The organism is [Phormidium] sp. LEGE 05292, assembly GCF_015207735.1.
GTDB lineage: Bacteria > Cyanobacteriota > Cyanobacteriia > Cyanobacteriales > Aerosakkonemataceae > Floridanema.
Window position 1 is genome coordinate 1 of sequence record NZ_JADEWG010000054.1, and the last position, 16,964, is coordinate 16,964.

Sequence of the window (16,964 nt, forward strand, 5' to 3'; positions counted from 1 at the left end):
CCCCTGCCCCCCTGCTCCCCTGCTCCCCTGCACCTCTGCTCCTCTGCCCCTGCTAAACCTTGGTTTCCGACAGCCGAAGTCCGCCGATATTTTGACAGAAGAAAGTGGCGTTATTTTCGGGGTTACGGTTAATTAATTCGATGATTTGTCCGGCAGTATTTCTTAAGAACCATTGCGATAGAGAGTCACCGACAACAGGTTCTAAAGATAGGGGTGTAAAGTCTTTTTCTTGCCAATTTAAAGCTGCTGTTTGCAGGTCATCAACTTTGATGGCTACGTGATGCACAGCTGCTAATCCTCGTTCTTGGATAAAGCGGTCTGTACGATCGCCTTTTCTGTGTGGCGCTTGTAAAACAACTAAGCCACCAGAAGGCATTAATATAGTTTCTAAATGTATCCACAAATCAGTGGTCAGGTTATAATTTTGGGGACAAAATTCTAAGGGAAAAATTCCTGGCCCTTCGACAATTTTTCCTTGGAATTTAGCCAAAGCAGCGGCGTAATTTTTCAAGGTTGTCAGGTCAGGAAAAGTAACAACTAAGTGGTCTACTTCTACTGCTTCGCCGTAAATTTCGGTACGAAAAGACCACTGAGAAAAAAACTCTGGTGTGGCATAACCGGGTTTAAATTCCAGTAAGCCTGATTTTTCCTGAAGTGGTGATTCCCAAGAGGGAATTTTTCCTTTGCTAGTCTCTGTTTGTTTCATTTGTTTCGCTAGTGTTAATTTGCAATCAAATGGTGCGTTACGTTATTACTAACGCACCCTACGAATAGGAAAATTAATCGAGTAAATCGGGTTGTTCCTGTACAATCAGGTCGTAAAGTGGTTGAAAACTAAACCAACCCATGTGATGCGACCCTACTTGTTTGGCGGTTAAGCTGGCATACTCCGGTTCGATCGAGATTGGTTTGCCAGCGGCTTCTGCCATTAGTTGTACTTGACAAGAACGCTCCATTGTGATGAACCACCAGGCTGCTTCATCTATAGTATGACCTACAGTGAGAAGTCCGTGATTGCGGAGGATGAGGGCTTTGCGATCGCCTAACGCCCCAGCAATTCGTCGCGCCTCCTCAATTTCCAACACAACTCCCGTGTAGTCATCAAATAAAGCGTGATCTCCGTAAAAAGAACAAGCATCCTGAGTCAAAGGATCTAGCAGACGACCTAAACTAGACCAAGCTTTGCCGTAGGTGGAATGGGCGTGGGCGGCAGCTACTACATCCGGGCGGGCGGCGTGGACTTGGGAGTGAATAGCAAAAGCGGCTTCATTGACGGGTTTGTTTCCGAAAATAACTTCGCCTTGGTGGTTAACTAAAATTAAGTCACTGGTGCGAATTAGCCGAAAGTGCATTCCAAAAGGGTTGACCCAAAAATGATTCGGGTTTTCCGGGTCACGGGCGGTAATGTGCCCGGCGATACCTTCACTAAAGCCAAATTTAGCAAACAGACGAAAGGCAGCCGCCAGACGTTGTTTCCGGTACAGACGTTCTGCTTCAAATGATGTAAATTTGGGAGGTTGAGGAACAACTTTGGGAACTCTAACATTAACCATAAGTTTGCTTTTTTTGGGTAAGGTACAGACATTTCATGAAACGTGTGTACTTAGTTTAACTAGGTAATTTTTATTTTTCCAAGTGGGCGAATAAATGGCTAAATACCTATTGGATATAACTTACAAAAATGTTTTATCTCGTAATACCAATTCTCTATGAAGATGCCCTTAATTAACCTCACCCCAAACCCCTCCCCGTCCACAGTCCCGGTTCAATGATGAAGCGCAATTTTATAGAGAATAGGTATAACTATTGGTAAACAGATTGACAGTTAAAACATTTGTCAGAATTAGAATTAGAGTAAAGTGATTATTTTCTTTTCAATACACCACTTTGTTAGCCAATTTCGGAAAATATCCACAACTATCTAAAGATATATTTTTAACTTCAGTCACCACCTATGATGTCAGAAAACAACTTAATTGAGACAGAAAGTGTTCAACAAACTCAAAGATATTCTTCTGCTTGTTTGATTTTTAACCCAGTTTCAGGCAGGGGAAACCCAGACGGAGACTTAGAATTAATTAAGTCAATTTTAGAATCTGAATTGGAATTGGATATCCAGTTCACTAGTGAAGAAGTAAGTGCTAAACAGTTGGCGCGTGAGGCTTTAGAAAAAAATGTGAAATTAGTAATTGCATCTGGTGGTGATGGCACTGTTTCTGCTGTAGCAGATGCTTTAATTAACAGTGAGATACCTCTGGCTGTCATTCCTCGTGGTACGGCAAATGCTTTTGCTGTGAGCATGGGAATTCCTACTAATATTGAAGGTGCTTGTCAAGCAATTTTAGAAGGAGTAACCAGAGTAATTAGTACTGCTCGTTGTAATGGGGAACCAATGTTACTTTTGGCTGGTATTGGGTTGGAGGCAGAAACAGTTGCTCAAGCAGACAGAACAGCTAAAAATAGATTGGGAATTTTGGCTTATATTTTGTCAGCAATTAACCAATTAAAAAATTTACAATCGTTTGAAACTAAGTTAGAAAGGGATGAAGAAGTTATTAGTTTTTCGGCTGTGGGAGTGACAGTTGCTAATGTTGCTCCGCCTACTTCTATTTTGGCTCAAGGGCCTGCTAGTTTGGTTCCTGATGATGAATTTTTAGATGTAACAATTTTTGCCCCTGTAAGTGTGCTAAATGCGATCGCAGCATCCTACCATTTGCTACAAACTGCTTTTAGTGGTACGCCTACAGAAAGGAATGATATTGGTTATCTCCGAGTGAAGAAAGCATTAATTGATACTGATCCTCCACAAAAAGTTGTAGTAGATGGAGAGGTGATTGGAACTACACCTGTGTTTGTGGAAGCAATTCCTAACAGTTTAATGGTGCTCGTACCGCAGAGCCAAGCTGCTGCACCTGTGGAGAAGTTGAATGGATTACCTAATTTAACTATAGAACCGAAAGAAAATAATAATTTGTCCAATAGTGACAGCGAGTACCCGGAAAGCTGATAACCTAAATTTCAGCAGGGTATTTTGTGGAAGTTAGAGATTGAAAAAGCGTTCTAATTACGAGTTACTGATTCCATACATTGTTCCTGAGTGGAAAACGATCGCTCTTGCGTTAGTTTGCACTCTCGCCTTTACCATATTTTGGCCTATTTTGGCGACTTTGGCGGGTCAGTTTGCCAAATATATTGGTCAAGGTGATTTGCTGGCGATCGCCCAACTTGCGGGTGTTGGTGCGATAATTTTCCTACTTCGGGGAATAGTGCAGTATGGACAAAATGCTTTAATGGCGAAAGCTGCATTAAAAATTTCTTTAAAATTACGCAGACAAGTTTACGCTCATTTACAACAATTAAACCTAGATTTTTTTGAAACGGCAAAAACCGGAGATTTGTCTTATCGGTTAACCGAAGATATTGATCGAATTGGCGAAGTAATTAATAAATTCTTTCATGAGTTTGTTCCCTGTATTTTGCAGTTAATTGTCGTTTTGGGCTACATGATTTGGTTGAATTGGCAGTTAACTTTTGCAGCTTTGATTGTAGCGCCTTTGATGGCAATTTTAATCACTTGGTTTGGGGAAAAGATGCTGCATTTTTCCCGTCGCAGTCAAACCAGAATTTCTAATTTATCAGCATTGCTGACGGAAGTGTTTAGCGGTATTCGGTTGGTGCAAGCTTTTTCAGCTCAAGATTATGAAATCAAGCGGTTTTCTGTAGAAGCAGAACAACATAGAATTGCTCGATACAAATCGGAACAAATTAGAGCTTTACAGTTTTTTATTGTTGGCGTTTTACAAGGAATTAGTGTACTAATTCTGTTTTTATTGGGTGGTTGGCAAATTTCACAAGGAAATTTAACTGGCCCAGGTTTTGTCAGTTATGTAGCTGCGGTAGCAATGCTAATCGATCCAATTTCTTTTAGCACTACTAATTACAATCAATTTAAACAAACAGAAGCATCAGTTGAGCGAATTTTTGAATTGATGGCAATTCAACCCTCTATTGTGGAAAATCAAGAGGCTATTCAGTTATTTTCGACTCGCGGTAATGTAGAATATCGGGATGTTTCTTTTGCGTACATAGCTGATAAACCAGTTTTACAAAAACTCAGTTTAACTGCTAAACCGGGAGAAATGATTGCTTTAGTTGGTACTTCCGGCGCAGGAAAAACTACTTTAATAAATTTACTGTTGCGGTTTTACGATCCCCAAGGCGGAAAAATTTCAATTGATACCATTGATATCCAAAAAGTAACTTTAAAAAGTTTGCGTCGGCAAATCGGACTTGTTCCCCAAGATATTGTTTTATTTTCGGGAAATATTGCAGAAAATATCGCTTATGGGCATAATGAATTTGATATGAATGCGGTCAGAAAAGCCGCAGAAATTGCTAATGCTCATGAGTTTATTATCAAGTTACCACAAGGTTATCAAACTTGGGTGGGAGAAAGAGGTGTCAATTTATCAGGCGGACAAAGACAAAGAATTGCGATCGCACGCGCTGTATTTAATAATCCCAGAATTTTAATTTTAGATGAAGCAACTTCGGCGCTGGATTCGGAGTCAGAAGCTTTGGTACAGGAAGCTTTGGAAAGAGTAATGCGCGATCGAACAGTGTTTGTGATCGCTCACAGATTAGCGACTGTGCGCCGTGCAACCAAAATTTTAATATTAGAAAATGGGGAAATTATTGAATCAGGAACTCACGAAGAATTACTCAAAAAAGGTGGACGTTATGCAGGCTTTTATGCCCAACAATTTCAGTAGTTAATTAACGAAAAAATTGCTTGGCACAAGCTTTCAACTGTTCTACCTATGCGGCGTTAGCCACAGGCTTCGCCAACTACTTCTTCTACTAGCTTCTACCCATCGATAGATATACAAAAGCAGGCTCTACTGATTAAAGTTGTTAGATATAAGACCTTCCTTGGTCAGTAACCTATACTCAACAAAAAATACTAACATGGTTGCAACTCCACCTCCCAAATCTACTTCGCAACAGTACGAAGTAACAGATGCACCTGCAAAAGTTGCTGAATTAGTATCCGAACAAAAACAGGATACAGAAATTGATTTAGAGTTCCTTTATACACGAGATATTGAGTTTCGCCAAGAAACAATTTATTTTTTGGTTGTAGATCGTTTCTTTGATGGCGATTCCGAAAATAGCGAAGGGCCAAATCCTGAACTTTACGATCCCGAAGGAAAAGATTGGGGTAAGTATTGGGGTGGTGATTTACAAGGAGTTATTGCAAAGCTAGATTATTTAAAAAATCTGGGAGTAACTGCTATTTGGTTAACTCCTTTGTTTGAACAAGTTGAAGCTTTGTTTATTGAACAAGCAGCAATTCACGGTTATTGGATTAAGGATTTTAAACGGTTGAATCCTCGTTTTATCGGCCCTGGAGAAAACCCATCACTTAACCAAACCCAAGAAACTAGAAATACAACTTTCGATCGCTTAATTGCCGAAATGCACAAGCGAAACATGAAATTAATTCTAGACATTGTTTGCAATCATAGTAACCCCGACTTTAGTGGCAAAAAAGGCGAATTGTACGATGATGGGGTAAAAATTGCCGATTTTAATGATGATAAAAATAACTGGTATCACCATTATGGCCCAGTTACTAATTGGGAAGATGATTGGCAAGTACAAAACTGCGAACTTTCCGGTTTAGCTACTTTTAATGAGAACAATATTGATTATCGCGATTACATCAAATCTGCCATCAAACAGTGGTTAGACCGAGGTGTAGATGCCTTGCGAGTTGACACTGTTAAACATATGCCGATCTGGTTTTGGCAAGAATTTAATGCTGATATTCAAAGACACAGACCAGATGTTTTCATCTTCGGAGAATGGATTTATAGTAGTCCGTTTGACGATCGATCGGTAGAATTTGCTAACGAGTCGGGAATGTCAATTCTTGACTTTGGACTTTGTGTAGCAATTCGCCAAGCATTAGGACAAGGCGCAGAGGGAGGATTCCACGAAATTCAAAATATTTTTGACCTAGATCATCGATACAAAAGTGCCAATGAATTGGTGACATTCATTGATAATCATGATATGCCACGTTTTCAAAGTCTCAATCCCGATCCTGAGATGTTAAAAGTGGCAATTTCATTAGTCATGACTTGTCGCGGTATTCCTTGCATTTATTACGGTACAGAACAATATTTGCATGATGATACTAATGGCGGCAACGATCCTTATAATCGCCCCATGATGAATAATTGGGATACAGAGACAGAAGTTTATCGTTATATTCGGTTACTTTCTGGTTTACGTCGTTTAAATCCTGCTGTTTCAATGGGTGGTCAATGGCAGCGATTTATTACGCCTGATGTATATTGTTATGTGCGAAAATATCGGGATTCAATTTGTTTTGTTGCCTTAAATCGAGGCGAAGCAACCACAGTTCCAGAAGTGGTAACAGATTTACCTGATGGTGAACATACTTGCGTTTTAACTCGTCGAAAATTCCAAGTAGTCGAAGGTAAATTAATAGATTTACCTTTAGAAACACGAGATATAATTGTGATTAGTCACGTTGGTGAAAGAGTCAAAGCTCAAACAATTATTCGCGCCCAACTTAACGGCGTAAATACTCAACCGGGTGAAAGAATTGTTGTAATAGGAGATTGTCCAGAATTAGGTAATTGGGATATTGCTAAAGGTTTTCCCTTGGAATACATCAATACTAATACTTGGTTTGGCGAAATTCCTTTCGATGAAAGTGCTGGCAAATTGATTAGTTATAAGTATGTGTTGTTGCGCGAAGGTCAATCTCCATTGCGGGAAAATTTGGTTTGTCGGCGTTGGGTAGTTGCTAGCGAAGGTACTGTGAAATGGCGTGATATGTGGGCTACTGGAAGGGAATCTTAACCCAGTTATCTTTAAATGGTGTGGGCAATCCTGCCCACACCACAAGAGTTACTCCTTTCTTGTAGCGTGGGCATCCTGCCCGCCTTGGTTTTGACTTTATTTACATCTACCTACTGATCAATCATTAATTTGAGTACATTTTACTCGCAGAAAATCTTCACGAATCCATCCCGATAGCCCACTTTTGGGGAAGCCTACTCGATACCAACCGTACCCCTGTCTATCTTTTTTGTAATCAATATCTGGCGGAATTACTGTTAGGATATAACCGCGATCGCCAACTAAGCCATAACCATTACTGCGGTAATCCATTCCTGGCCCTTGGCGCAGAGTAATGCGAGTATTCTTATCTATAGTAGTAAGCGTTGCTTCACATTGCGATCGTTGATTACCAAAGCTATGCTGACTCAAAACTTTAATTGATGTTGAGAGTATTAGAATACTGACAATAGCAGCGATCGCAAACCTCATGAATTTAGCAAGTGTATATTTCAAGGTAAAATTGCAGACAGGAAAAATCTGCAATTTCACTTATTTTCTAGTGGAGGGTAGCAGAAATAATTGAGCAGTTGAAAACAGGTAAAAAGCTAAACAAAAGCCTTCTGCCTTCTTGCACTAGTCTACCCGTTCCAATTGCCAGAGAATTTGATTCCCCTCTCGCCGGACTCGCGACACTACCCAGTTACGCCACACCCAGTTGTCTCCTCGACTAGTGACGGCGCTGGTATGAATATCCATTAAGTCTGCTAATTCAGAACTGGTGATTAGGTAGCCTTTAGTGGCAATATCATCAGCAATATGCAGAACTTCTACTAAATTACGAAGTTGTGTAACCCTAGCTTCACCAGACAAACTTTCCAGTGTCTCAGCAGCAGAAGAAATAGTCGCATCTGTCATAGTTAATTTGAATGTAGAAAGGTCAGAGGGTACTTCACTGGATTGTAACGTTGTGTAACCAGATTGGACTGTTGTTTCCGAACTAAATGTCTCTGATATTGGCAGTTGTTTTAATGTTTGAGGACGACTAAGGGAAAAGTTGCGGGCTATTTCGTCGCAGCGTTCATTTCCCACGTTACCAGCATGACCGGGAACATACTGCCAGTTAATTTTGGCGGAGTTTAGTCCATCGAGTGTTTCCCAAAGGTCTTGATTCACGACTGCTTTACCTTGGGAGGTTTTCCAGCCTTTGTTTTTCCAACCTTTTACCCAGATGGTAATCCCTTTTTTCACGTATTCGCTGTCAGTGTAGAGGGTGACGGGTACTTTTTGTTCTGTTTTGCTGAGGAATTCTAAGGCTGCGATCGCAGCTTGTAATTCCATACGATTGTTAGTAGTGAGGGCTTCTGCGCCCCCCATTTCGTAAACGGAGTCATCTGCAAAATAAACTACTACACCCCATCCGCCAGGGCCGGGATTTCCGCTACAGGCTCCATCAGTGTATATGCTTTTGATTTGAGGAAAGGAAGACATCAAAATATTGTGTGATTCATTATGCGATCGCTATCTGAGCATAGCTGAGTCGCTACCTTTCATCACATTTTAATCAAGGCGGCACCCAGATTCGAACTGGGGGTGAAGGTTTTGCAGACCTCTGCCTTACCACTTGGCTATGCCGCCGTCTTTTGGAATTCCTAGTTTATCAGACTAATCTTTCTTTAGCAACTCTCTAGAGAACTCTATCGGCAGACAAGGAGAAGTTTTAACTTAAAACTGTGTAAGGGCGGGTTCAGTTGTTAATTTTTCTGCTGTGATTACAGACTTATCTAGTCTCACCCGCCCCTACAAACTCAAAACGTGCTACGCACCGCTACGCTAACAAGACTTTCCCTGTTCTCTTTCTCAATCATGCTTGAGGAGTATATTAAATCTACCTTCTGGCTGTTGAACTACCTCTTAGTCATACCACCTAATCAAGCTTCTGTGAACAAATGTAACAATATTGCTGTCATAGCAGCTTGATGTCTTGACACCAGGAAAATCAAGCGATAGTCTGATACACATACCCGGGTAGAACAACTGAAATGAGTCAATTATGCAAGATAAACAAAAGGTTACGTTGTATCTTTCACCAGAGCTGCATCGTCAACTCAAAATAAAAGCCGCTATTGACTCAGAACCGATGTCAGCGATTGCTGAGCGAGCGATTATCTTCTACCTGGACAATCCAGAAATTGTGGGAGAAATAGAAGCAGCTTACGGGCAAACGCATCGGGTTTACAGTTGTCCGGAGTGTACGGGTTCGCTGGTTATGAAACAAGGGGAGTTAGCTTCCCTGAAAAAGCAGCCAGGTATATTGCCAGAAGAGCAGCTTTCATCGGTTGAGAAGGTAACTGTAACGGAATCTACTCAACAGGGAGAAGCCGAAGAACTAGTTCCCTGCTAAATAGGCATAATAAAGCAATAAGAGCAGGAAATGAAAACTTTGGTGCTGTCTGCATCGTCTCTTTAATTCGGTTGATATAAGTAGGTCGTGGCGAAATGAAAGAAGAGCTCAGCATCTTAGTACAAGCTCAATATCCTCTGATCTACCTCGTAACCTCCGAGGAAGAGCGGGCAGAGCAGGCAATCGCGACAATCGCGCAGATGAGGCCCCAAAGAAGGGTGTTTGTGTGGACAGTAACGCAAGGCATGGTGGAATATGGACAACCACGCAGCGTGCAGCATAACACAGTCTCTCCGCAAGCAGCGATTGAATGGGCAATGAATCGGCAGCAGCGAGACCCCCAGCGAGATTCTAGTATTTTCATCTTCAAAGATCTGCATCCGTTTTTTACCGATCCACAGACTACACGATGGCTGCGGGATGCGATCGCCAGCTTTAGGGGCACTCAGAAATCTATTATCCTGATGTCCCCGGTGCAGACCATTCCGATCGAGCTGGAAAAGGAAGTTGTAGTTCTAGACTTTCCGCTACCGGACATGGCAGAACTGAACCAGGTATTGACCCAGCAGCTAGAGCAAAGTGGTCGGGGACGAAAGGTTAGCACCGAAGGTAGAGAAAAGCTACTACGTGCAGCCTTGGGTTTAACCAAAGATGAAGCTGAAAAAGTTTACCGTAAAGCTCAAGTAACAGCTGGTCGCCTGACCGAAGCCGAAGTTGACATCGTACTGTCTGAGAAAAAGCAAATTATCCGCCGCAACGGGATTCTGGAGTATATCGAAGAAGATGAAACGATCGATGCGGTAGGTGGTTTAGAAGAACTGAAAAAATGGCTGATGCAGCGCTCTAATGCTTTCACCGAAAGAGCAAGAGAGTATGGTTTACCCCAACCAAAAGGGATGTTAATTCTGGGTGTACCCGGTTGTGGGAAGTCCCTAATTGCTAAGACTACCTCTCGTCTTTGGGGTTTGCCACTATTGCGCTTGGACATGGGTAGAGTTTACGATGGCTCAATGGTAGGGCGATCGGAAGCAAATCTCAGGAACGCTTTAAAGACCGCAGAATCAATTTCTCCAGCCATTCTATTTATTGATGAATTAGACAAAGCCTTCGCTGGAAGTGCGGGTTCTGCTGATTCAGATGGTGGTACTTCTAGTCGGATTTTTGGTTCCTTCCTGACTTGGATGCAAGACAAAACTTCTCCAGTGTTTGTGATGGCAACAGCAAACCGAGTAGAAAGATTACCGGGAGAGTTTTTAAGAAAGGGACGTTTTGACGAGCTCTTTTTTGTAGACCTGCCAAATGCAGAGGAACGTCAAGAAATTTTCAAAATTCACCTCACCAAACGCCGTCGAGAAGTCACCCGCTTTGACCTGGATCAATTAGCCAAAGTTTCCGATGGCTTTTCTGGTGCAGAAATTGAGCAAGCGCTGGTCGCTGCAATGTATGAAGCGTTTGCCCAAGAAAGAGAATTCACGCAGTTGGACATTATCGCCGCAATTAAGGCTACGCAACCCTTATCTCGGACTATGACTGAACAAGTTACAGCCTTGAGAGATTGGGCAAGACAGCGTGCCAGACCAGCTGCTGCCTCCGTTGCTGAATATCAGCGAATGGAGTTTTAAAAGCTTTCTCCTGCTCCCAACAGGAGGAAAGGCTAGCTTAAGCTAGCAATTTCAGACCAAAAACAAAATGTTGTTGTTTGTTTCTAGTTTCTCTAGGAGGAATCCCAATGTCTCACTTTAGCACACTGCGTACCAAAATCACTGACGCTGAAATCCTAAAAACTTCTTTGCGCGACCTGGGCATCTCTGTTAAGAGCAATGCAGATGTTCGTGGTTACAATGGACAGCGGGTTCGTGCTGACTTGGTTGCAGTTCTCGAAGGCGAATATGACCTCGGTTGGTCTCGCAACAGCGATGGCTCATTTGACTTGATCGCTGACCTGTGGGGCGTTGCCAAGAAGCACAACCAAACCGAACTGATCAATTCTATCAATCAAAAATACGCTGTGAACAAGACTTTGGCTGAAGTTAAGCAACGTGGTTTGCAAAATGCCAATGTCAAACTAGTAGTGCAAAAATAATTGCTCTGCGCGTTCCCAAGCTCGCGGGTTAACTGCTGATGTTAGCCCGTTTCTCTACTCAACAGCCTATCGGATAGATGGAATTATATTGTGGATTAAAAAGGCCAGCTGAAATGAAAGCTGGCCTTTCTCGTAAGATGGCACAAACCCGGTTTCTAGAACAAAGAAATCGGGTTTGTCTTTTTAGGCAACAGCGGCAACAGCTTGGGGCCAACGACCCATTGCTTTGCCAACGATCGAGAGTTCTTGCATTAAGGAGTCAAAGCGATCGGGCGTGAGAGATTGTGGCCCATCGGATAAAGCTTTGGCAGGGTTGGGGTGAACTTCAATCATTAGGGAGTCAGCACCGATCGCGATCGCAGCTTTCGCCGTATCCGGTACATAAGTCGCCCAACCAGTACCGTGACTGGGGTCAACCATAATTGGTAAGTGAGATAACTTTCTCAACACTGGCACCACTGCCAAATCTAAAGTATTACGAGTGTATTGACGGTCAAAAGTCCGAATTCCCCGTTCGCAAAGAATTACATTTGGGTTGCCAGAAGCTAAGATGTATTCAGCTGCCATTAACCAATCTTCAACGGTAGCTGACATTCCCCGTTTTAACAATACAGGTTTTTCTTGAGCGCCTACTTTCTTCAATAAAGAGAAGTTTTGCATATTGCGGGCACCAATTTGGATCACATCAGCCACTTCTGCGATGATGTCTAGTTCAGCAGCATCCATGACTTCAGTAATGATCCCTAAACCAGTTTCTTGTCTAGCAAGTGCCAACAACTCTAAAGCACTTTCCCCGTGACCTTGGAAAGCATAAGGAGAAGTCCGAGGTTTGTAAGCACCACCTCGGAGAAACTGCGCCCCAGCAGCTTTAACTCGCTTAGCTGTTTCAATAATCATTTCTTCATTTTCTACGGAGCAAGGCCCAGCCACCACTACCAAAGGATGCTGCAACCCAAAGTAAACAACACCATTGGGAGTTAATACTGGTACTTCACTAGCTTCTCCGTGACGGTACTCGATACTAGCCCGTTTGAAAGGTTGTTCTACGCGCAGGACTTGTTCAATCCAAGGGCTGAGTTCCTGCATTTGTAAAGGGTCTAAGTCAGCTGTTTCACCAACTAAACCAATTACTACCTTGTGCTTACCAAAAATTGGTTCTGGTGTCAGTCCCGATTTGCGTAATTCTTCACTAATGCGGGCAATTTCACCTTCTGGTGAGCCGACTTTCATTACTACGATCATTTGAAAATTCCCTGTTAACTCACTTGGGTTTAATTAAACTTAGGCAGCCGCTAGTTTGGATGAAGAGGCTAAAGTTGTTAAGCAAAAAATCGAGTTTTTACTCCTTAAGCTGTACCAGCACACTTCATCCTTACTGTACGGCTTATCATTTATAATCTTGCAAATTACTCGATTTTAAGGAAAATTTCCGTTTGGCTGGGCTAATTTTCAGATTGGTTTTTCTGTTTTGCCGATCGCCATGCTTCCGTCAAACGTCCAAAATTGGTGGTAAACTCTTGCCAACCGAAAATGCTTCCTGGTCTTTCTTCATCCCAAGATGCCGAGATTGCCCCATAGCTTAAGCCCAAAACGCTCAAACCGAAAAAGCCCATGCTAACTAGCACCACTGCGCTATTCGGCAGTTGGAACCAGGCATGAGTAATCGCAAAATAACTAATAATGAATGTGGAAATGCCAAAAACTGCGGGAATACCAGAAAATAATCCCATCCGCCGCAGCATTCTTTCACTAACAGCAGCTGGGATTGCTCTTTGCTCTTTAGCAAGGGTTTTTGTTGGCGTTTGGCTTTTCCCTTCCACCGCATTTACAGGTGGTTTCTTTGGTGTTTTTTTACGATTCTTTTTTGGTTCAAAAGGTAAGCGTTCCTTACCCGATGAAGCATTCTGCGGATTCTGACCAGATTCTTGATTGGATTTAGATTCCCCGGACATATTCTTTATCCACGAATGCCCAAGCGACCGATTAAAGCTTGATAGCGTTGTTGATCCTGTTGCGAAACATAAGACAGGAGGCGTTTGCGTTGACCAATCAGTTTTAACAATCCTCTTCTGGAGGAATGGTCTTTCTGATTACCTTTCAGGTGTTCACTGAGGCGGTTGATCCGTTCCGTCAGCATGGCAATTTGTACCTCTGCGGAACCTGTGTCAGTTTCGTGGACTTGGTAATCAGTAATTATTTGCTGTTTACGCTCTTGAGTCAGGGTCATGAATGAAATCTATTTTTATTAATTCAGCAGTCTACTATATTATCACAGTTGACTCATAGATAGTCAGTTCGTTGTCAACGCTAAAGCGTTGTAGCACTGAAGTGCTTACAACAGACTTAGATTATGGGTTCGTTGTCAACGCTAAAGCGTTGTAAGCGCTGAAGTGCTGACAACGAACCTAAATGCGTTAATGCCAAACGAAGACTTTTGCTTCGTATTCGCCTAAGTCGGTAATTAAACCTTCTTCGCTAACTTCTACATCGTAGTCGTAAGTCCATTCATGCCAAGTTCCGGTAGCTGGGAAGTTAGGAATTTGATACCCACCAAGGAAATTGTCAGAAAAATTGGCAACTACAACTACGCGAGAACCTTCATCATTCCAGCGACAGTAAGCTAACACTTTATCATCAGCATTTTCATAGAAAAAGTCGATGTTTTCTGTGTAAAGGGCATGATTATTTTTGCGTAAACGAATCAAACCTTTCATGTATTGAAATAAGTTTTGGTTTAACTCGTTACCTAATAAAGCCCATTCAATTTTTGCTGGTTCAATAGTTTTGTATTTGTATTCGCCAAATTCTTCTCCCATCCATAACAACGGAATTCCGACAGCAGTCATTACTAAAACTGCACCTAATTTTCTGCGTTGAAATGCGGCTTCATCAAATATTTCTCGATCGGCTAATTCTGCCAAGACATGATTGTGGTCATGATTGGTTAGGTAATTAACTACATTTGTGGCACCCATGAAACCTTGACGTTTGCAATCTAGGGCATCTTTGAGACGTTCTAAATCGAAGGTATCGCCGCAAATATGTTCGACAATACAAGCGCGAAAACTATCATGCCAACAAGAGTCCATTGGGCCATCTATGTTGGTAATGCTGGTTGTTTCCGGTATGTGTTCGGCAATGTTAATAAATGGTTTAGCACCAGCTGTTTTTTTGGCTTCTTGGGTAATCCAGTGCATAAAATCGTAGTTGGCAATTTGCCTTGCTGCGTCGTAACGAATGCCGTCAATATGATATTCTCCTACCCAATATCTGACTGTATCACCAATAAACCAACGGGCGGGATAGCATTGGAGATTTTCGTCGTAATGTTCGTAATTAAATTCTGGTCCCCAGTTATTACCAGGGTCGCGGGGTTCATGATGATACCAATAATCGTGGTCAATTTGAGTTAAAGGACTTGATGCTTCGGAATGGTTATAAATCCCGTCCATTAATACTCGAATTCCTCTAGCATGACATTCATCAATTAAAGCTTTTAGTTCTGCGGTTGTGCCATAACTAGATTCTGTGGCGAAGAAGTAACGGGGGTTATATCCCCAGCTATAATCACCAGGATATTCTTTAACTGGCATTAGTTCGATCGCATTTATCCCCAAATCACAAAGGTAATCTAATTTCTCAATTACGTGCTTATATTTACCTCTTACATAACGGTCTGGTTCTCCACCGGAAAAGTCTGCAATGTGCATTTCATAAATTACTAAGGCATGATCTGGAGGTAAAGGTTTATCATCATTTTTCCAAACGTAAGTGTCAACAATTTTTTCCCCGTCTTTAATCCGAATTACACCGTTTTGAGTAGCATCATCTATGTCTGTGGCATAAGGATCGACGACATCTACCCATTGGTCTTCTTCTAAAAACCATGATTTAGATTGGACACGGAATTTATAATGATAAGTCCCATCTTTTAGTTCTACTTTAGTGCGAAAGAAACCATCTTTGCCTTTTTCCATCGGAATTTCTTGCCATTCGGAAAAAGAACCGATTAAAGCTGCACCTTTGTTATAAGGAGCAAATAATTTAAATTCAATTAAATTGGTCATAGTAATTATTTGGCTAGAGAATGCTTACAAAGTTATTCTCTAATTACAATCTCATTTTTAGGATCAGTCGCAAGGGATAAGTTTATTCGTTGCCTATCCTTCTAAAGAGAGAATTAATTGCTTATTCAATTGCTTGACTTAACCAAGAAATGGCACCTCTAATCCAATCTTCTGCGTTTTTGCTTTTAGCAATTAAGCCATCTTCACTAACAGCTTTTATTGCTTTTGATACTTCGTTGTTAGTGTAACCTAAAGCTAACAAAGTCATTTCTACATCTTCAATTATTGCTGCTGAAGGGCTAGATGGGATAGCTTTAGAAAGTCCGGTTTCTGTACGCCATTGGGATAATTTTGTTTTCAATTCTAAGGCGATACGTTCAGCAGTTTTATTGCCGACACCGGGAGTTTTTGTTAAGGCGCGAATATTGCCTGTAACAATTGCTTGGACTAAATCTGGTAATCCTAATGTGTCTATAAGTGCGATCGCTAATGCTGCACCAATCCCACTAACACTAATTAATTGACGAAACAAATCTCTTTCCGCAGTAGAACCAAAACCATATAAAACAGTTTGGTCTTCTTTAATTTGAAAATGAGTAAACACTTGAGTTATCGCACCAATTTCGGGCAATTGCTGGGCTAACAGAGGCGGAATTTGTAATTCGTAACCGATCTGATTTACCTCTAAAATTAGCGTCCAGCGATTGCCACTACTTTTGGAAATACCTGCGATCGTACCTTTAAGATAGGCGATCATTTAAAGAAACCAAAATAATATAAACCTTCCAAAATTCCAGCAGCGTAATGTGATTTTGCTAAGTAACGATAATCTGCCGGATTAATTTCACACCAGCGCAGCAATTCTGGGAGGGCATTACCGACAATTATACCCCTTTCTCGATCGACACTAAACAAAGCAATATCATTTCCTGAATCACCACAGACTACGGTTTGGCTAGCCTCTATTCCCCAATGTTGGCGGAGAAATTGCATTGCCGCACCTTTATTACCACGTCTGGGAATAATGTCCAAATCTTTGCTGCCACTGTAAATTAATTTCACATTTAAGCCACGTTTTTGTAACAAATTTTCTAATTCAAAAAGTACATCTGCTGCTACAACTTCTGATAGAAAATAACTTACTTTAAAAGGGCGTTGTTCGGTGTCTGATTGAGGAGTTAAATCAGCAAAATGAGAAGCAGTGTTAATTACCAATTCCCGATCCCATCCGATCGTCATTTGTGCTGACCAATTAGGGTCTGGATCATCACCGATATGGTAATAAATTTCTGTGCCTACAGCAGTGACTAAAGCATCTGGTATTAACAAATTCTTTTCTTGGGCAAGTTGTTGGTATAGGGTGAGCGATCGGCCTGTGATGTAAACAATCTTGGTATCATATTCTTGACGATGTTGATTTAACTTTTTATTAAGTTTTTCTAAAGCTTGGTCATCACCGACTAGAGTATTATCCAAATCAGTAACAAATAAAAATTTAGCCATAAAGACCTCTGTGGAAGTATTACCTAAATCA

The 16,964-nt window shown here is 41.6% G+C and carries 16 protein-coding genes and 1 tRNA gene; 6 read left to right on the top strand and 11 right to left on the bottom strand.

Features of this window, described 5'->3' with window-relative positions:
- Positions 1-52: 52 nt before the first annotated feature.
- Together IQ264_RS16255 and IQ264_RS16260 are read right to left on the bottom strand one after the other, a co-directional pair.
- Entirely contained in the window at positions 53-706 is a 654-nt protein-coding gene (locus IQ264_RS16255; RefSeq protein WP_193981842.1) for a hypothetical protein, read from the bottom strand.
- Positions 707-779: 73 nt separating this feature from the next.
- Positions 780-1,553 carry a class II aldolase/adducin family protein gene (locus IQ264_RS16260; protein ID WP_193981843.1) on the bottom strand — a complete coding sequence of 258 codons (774 nt, stop codon included), beginning with the start codon at positions 1,551-1,553 and terminating at the stop codon, positions 780-782.
- Between the two features lie 401 nt (positions 1,554-1,954).
- Between IQ264_RS16260 and IQ264_RS16265 the strand changes: the two genes are divergently transcribed.
- The 3 genes from IQ264_RS16265 (at position 1,955) to IQ264_RS16275 (ending at position 6,897) form a co-directional block, all read left to right on the top strand.
- Entirely contained in the window at positions 1,955-3,007 is a 1,053-nt protein-coding gene (locus IQ264_RS16265; RefSeq protein WP_228061586.1) for a YegS/Rv2252/BmrU family lipid kinase, read from the top strand.
- A 40-nt stretch (positions 3,008-3,047) separates the two neighbouring features.
- On the top strand, positions 3,048-4,772 hold the full coding sequence (locus IQ264_RS16270) for an ABC transporter ATP-binding protein (RefSeq protein WP_193981844.1): 1,725 nt from the start codon (positions 3,048-3,050) through the stop codon (positions 4,770-4,772).
- Positions 4,773-4,968: 196 nt separating this feature from the next.
- Complete coding sequence (locus tag IQ264_RS16275; RefSeq protein ID WP_193981845.1) at positions 4,969-6,897, top strand: alpha-amylase family glycosyl hydrolase; 1,929 nt, start codon at positions 4,969-4,971, stop codon at positions 6,895-6,897.
- A gap of 117 nt (positions 6,898-7,014) precedes the next feature.
- Here IQ264_RS16275 and IQ264_RS16280 read toward each other — a convergent pair whose 3' ends face one another.
- The 3 genes from IQ264_RS16280 to IQ264_RS16290 all read right to left on the bottom strand — a co-directional run bounded on the left by IQ264_RS16280 (position 7,015) and on the right by IQ264_RS16290 (position 8,514).
- Entirely contained in the window at positions 7,015-7,428 is a 414-nt protein-coding gene (locus IQ264_RS16280; protein ID WP_322744710.1) for an SH3 domain-containing protein, read from the bottom strand.
- 84 nt (positions 7,429-7,512) lie between these two features.
- Positions 7,513-8,367, bottom strand: a complete 855-nt coding sequence (rnhA, locus tag IQ264_RS16285; protein ID WP_193981846.1) for a ribonuclease HI — start codon at positions 8,365-8,367, stop codon at positions 7,513-7,515.
- Between the two features lie 76 nt (positions 8,368-8,443).
- Positions 8,444-8,514, bottom strand: a tRNA-Cys gene (locus IQ264_RS16290).
- A 415-nt stretch (positions 8,515-8,929) separates the two neighbouring features.
- Between IQ264_RS16290 and IQ264_RS16295 the strand changes: the two genes are divergently transcribed.
- The 3 genes from IQ264_RS16295 to IQ264_RS16305 all read left to right on the top strand — a co-directional run bounded on the left by IQ264_RS16295 (position 8,930) and on the right by IQ264_RS16305 (position 11,363).
- Positions 8,930-9,280: a hypothetical protein gene (locus IQ264_RS16295; protein WP_193981847.1), complete on the top strand. Its 351-nt coding sequence runs from the start codon at positions 8,930-8,932 to the stop codon at positions 9,278-9,280.
- 95 nt (positions 9,281-9,375) lie between these two features.
- Positions 9,376-10,902 carry an AAA family ATPase gene (locus tag IQ264_RS16300; RefSeq protein ID WP_193981848.1) on the top strand — a complete coding sequence of 509 codons (1,527 nt, stop codon included), beginning with the start codon at positions 9,376-9,378 and terminating at the stop codon, positions 10,900-10,902.
- A 107-nt stretch (positions 10,903-11,009) separates the two neighbouring features.
- Entirely contained in the window at positions 11,010-11,363 is a 354-nt protein-coding gene (locus tag IQ264_RS16305) for a DUF1257 domain-containing protein (protein ID WP_193981849.1), read from the top strand.
- A gap of 183 nt (positions 11,364-11,546) precedes the next feature.
- Here IQ264_RS16305 and aroF read toward each other — a convergent pair whose 3' ends face one another.
- From aroF to IQ264_RS16335, 6 genes are all read right to left on the bottom strand, one after another.
- Positions 11,547-12,605 (bottom strand): 3-deoxy-7-phosphoheptulonate synthase, encoded by a 1,059-nt coding sequence (aroF, locus tag IQ264_RS16310; protein ID WP_193981850.1) that lies wholly within the window; start codon positions 12,603-12,605, stop codon positions 11,547-11,549.
- A 200-nt stretch (positions 12,606-12,805) separates the two neighbouring features.
- On the bottom strand, positions 12,806-13,315 hold the full coding sequence (locus IQ264_RS16315) for a PAM68 family protein (protein WP_193981851.1): 510 nt from the start codon (positions 13,313-13,315) through the stop codon (positions 12,806-12,808).
- A gap of 5 nt (positions 13,316-13,320) precedes the next feature.
- Positions 13,321-13,590, bottom strand: a complete 270-nt coding sequence (gene rpsO / locus IQ264_RS16320; protein ID WP_193981852.1) for a 30S ribosomal protein S15 — start codon at positions 13,588-13,590, stop codon at positions 13,321-13,323.
- Positions 13,591-13,777: 187 nt separating this feature from the next.
- Positions 13,778-15,430, bottom strand: a complete 1,653-nt coding sequence (locus tag IQ264_RS16325; protein ID WP_193981853.1) for an alpha-amylase family glycosyl hydrolase — start codon at positions 15,428-15,430, stop codon at positions 13,778-13,780.
- A gap of 121 nt (positions 15,431-15,551) precedes the next feature.
- On the bottom strand, positions 15,552-16,187 hold the full coding sequence (gene ruvA / locus IQ264_RS16330; protein WP_193981854.1) for a Holliday junction branch migration protein RuvA: 636 nt from the start codon (positions 16,185-16,187) through the stop codon (positions 15,552-15,554).
- Positions 16,184-16,933 carry a sucrose-phosphate phosphatase gene (locus tag IQ264_RS16335; protein WP_193981855.1) on the bottom strand — a complete coding sequence of 250 codons (750 nt, stop codon included), beginning with the start codon at positions 16,931-16,933 and terminating at the stop codon, positions 16,184-16,186. The genes ruvA and IQ264_RS16335 overlap by 4 nt, the downstream gene beginning before the upstream one ends.
- Positions 16,934-16,964 lie beyond the last annotated feature (31 nt).